We start from the raw sequence: 1,651 nt of genomic DNA, 5'->3' as shown, positions 1-1,651 counted from the left end.
CAATGCCGGTGAGTTAAGGCATTTCTGCAGGTAGCGAGCGCTTTCGCTGGCGTCGAGCGTGGCTGGCCTGGGTGCCTATCGTCGCGATTCGGTGACGGATAGTGCGTTGGCGCCCTTAGGCAACGAAGCCCTCGATAGGACAGCGGTCGACCAAGATCGCTTTATTGTCCTTCCGAGGAGCTTCGTTGCTCGCTCAGTTTGTCACGCCCAGATCATCCGTTGAGAGGCCACCGGATCGGCCGATGTCCTCGGTCGGACTCGGGATCCTGACCAAGGAGATCCCGCCGGAGTTCGTCGATGAGGTCGTCGAGTTGTCGGGCTGCCGCGAAAAGCGGCACCGGCTGCTGCCCGCGCGGGCGGTGGTGTACTTCGTTTTGGGATTGTGCCTGTTCAGCAGCGCCGACAGCGCGGCACCGCCGGGATATCGATCGGTGATGAGGTGGCTCACCAACGGCCTGCGGCATCTGCACGGGCTGACGTTGCCGACCAGCTCGGCGCTGACCAGGGCCAGGCAGCGGCTCGGGTCCAAGCCTCTTGAGTTGCTGTTCGATCTGCGGCGCGGGCCGCTGGCCAGCGCGAGTACGAAGGAAGCTTTCGCGTTCGGGCTTCGCCTGGTTGCTTGGGACGGCACCGGCCTAGACGCGGCCGACACTCCCGAGAACGCGGCCGAGTTCGGGGTCACGCAGGGCGGCAATCCGCAGGTCCGGTTACTGGCGCTGATCGAATGCGGCACCCATGCACTGATCGACGCCGCCTTCGACGGTGTCACCAAGGCCAGCGAGCACAAGCTCGCGCGCAGACTCCTGCACGCGCTTGACGCGGGCATGCTCCTGCTGGCCGACCGGAACTTCGCCGGCTATGAACTGTGGGGCATGGTCGCCGCGACCGGATCCGACATGCTTTGGCGGATCAAGAAGAACTTGGTGTTCCCTCCCGTCGAGATCCTGCCGGACGGGTCGTACCTGTCCATCATGCCCACCCCGGCCGAGAACCTGCGGCACGGCGCCGCTAGAGCGCGCGGCCACAGCCTGGGGCGGACACCGCACGGCCACCTCGTCCGCATCATCGAATACACGATCACGATCAAAACCTCGGACGGCCGCACGAGGACCGAACCGTTCCGCCTGGTCACGACCCTTCTCAATCACGAGCAAGCACCCGCAGCCGAAATCGCAGCCGTCTATCACGAGCGCTGGGAGATCGAGAACGGTTATGGCGAATTCAAGACGCGGCTCCGCGGAGCCGCGTTCATTCTGCGCTCCAAGCTTCCCGAACTCGTCTGCCAGGAGCTGTTCGCGCTGCTCACCGTCTACCAGGCGCTGTGCTCGCTGAAGTGCGAGGCGGCCCTGACCATCGGCATCGACCCGGACCGCATCTCCTTCACTGTGACGGTCCGCGTCGCTCGCGACCACGCTGTCAGCGCATCAGCAGAACCCGCCCAAGCCCGACGCGACGCCGTCCGCGACATCGTCGACGACCTGCTTCCACGACGTCGAGACCGTCAGTGCGAGCGTGTCAAGAAGCCGGCCAAGAACACCTTTCCAACCAAGAAGCGTGACACTGCGCAACCAGCCACCAAGGCCAGCTACAAGATCACAATCTTAAGAAAAGCGCTCTCACCAGCACAAATGCCTTAACTCACCGGCATTGC

1 protein-coding gene is annotated in these 1,651 nt (G+C 64.0%); it reads left to right on the top strand.

The annotated features are described in order from the left end of the window. The first annotated feature begins 242 nt into the window (after positions 1-242). A complete protein-coding gene (locus AB0C16_RS39975; RefSeq protein WP_357691350.1) occupies positions 243-1,637 on the top strand; it encodes an IS4 family transposase in 1,395 nt (464 codons plus the stop codon). Positions 1,638-1,651 lie beyond the last annotated feature (14 nt).

Origin of the sequence: Nonomuraea sp. NPDC048916, assembly GCF_040649575.1 — a bacterium.
Classification (GTDB): domain Bacteria; phylum Actinomycetota; class Actinomycetes; order Streptosporangiales; family Streptosporangiaceae; genus Nonomuraea.
Note: the sequence above shows the minus strand (reverse complement) of the source record. Positions and strands in the feature narration are given on the sequence as shown.

What these genes read in the sequence shown, in the direction of transcription:
- AB0C16_RS39975 (WP_357691350.1), top strand. Translation starts at nt 243, where the DNA reads ATGTCCTCGGTCGGACTCGGGATCCTGACCAAGGAGATCCCGCCGGAG.